At 52.2% G+C, this 768-nt stretch carries 1 protein-coding gene; it reads left to right on the forward strand.

Features of this window, described 5'->3' with window-relative positions:
- Nucleotides 1-55: 55 nt before the first annotated feature.
- Nucleotides 56-753, forward strand: a protein-coding gene (locus DW56_RS09010; protein ID WP_094106546.1) for an IS1 family transposase whose coding sequence is annotated in 2 segments (ribosomal slippage) — nucleotides 56-305 and nucleotides 305-753 — 699 coding nt in all. Because the reading frame shifts where the segments join, the coding sequence is not laid out codon by codon here.
- The last annotated feature ends 15 nt before the right edge of the window (nucleotides 754-768 follow it).

Genomic DNA, 768 nt, shown 5'->3' on the forward strand with positions numbered 1-768 from the left:
GGTAATGCTGCCAACTTACTGATTTAGTGTATGATGGTGATTTTAAGGTGCTTGCGTGGCTTCCATTTCCATCAGATGTCCTTCCTGCTCCGCTACTGAAGGCGTGGTGCGTAACGGCAAAAGCACTGCCGGACATCAGCGCTATCTCTGCTCTCATTGCCGTAAAACATGGCAACTACAGTTCACTTACACCGCCTCTCAGCCCGGTACGCACCAGAAAATCATTGATATGGCCATGAATGGCGTCGGATGTCGCGCCAGTGCACGCATTATGGGCGTTGGCCTCAACACGGTTTTACGTCACTTAAAAAACTCAGGCCGCAGTCGGTAACCTCGCGCATACAACCGGGCAGTGATGTGATTGTCTGCGCTGAAATGGACGAACAGTGGGGCTACGTCGGTGCTAAATCACGTCAGCGCTGGCTGTTTTACGCGTATGACAGGATACGGAGGACGGTTGTGGCGCACGTCTTCGGTGAACGCACTCTGGCCACACTGGAGCGTCTTCTGAGCCTGCTGTCGGCCTTTGAGGTCGTGGTATGGATGACGGATGGCTGGCCGCTGTATGAATCACGCCTGAAGGGAAAGCTGCACGTTATCAGCAAGCGTTACACTCAGCGCATTGAGCGACATAACCTGAATCTGAGACAACATCTGGCAAGGCTGGGACGGAAGTCACTGTCGTTCTCAAAATCGGTGGAGCTGCATGACAAGGTCATCGGGCATTATCTGAACATAAAACACTATCAGTAAGTTGGAGTCATTACC

The sequence above is a fragment of the Franconibacter helveticus LMG 23732 genome, from assembly GCF_000463115.2.
In the GTDB taxonomy this organism is placed as follows: Bacteria; Pseudomonadota; Gammaproteobacteria; order Enterobacterales; family Enterobacteriaceae; genus Franconibacter; species Franconibacter helveticus.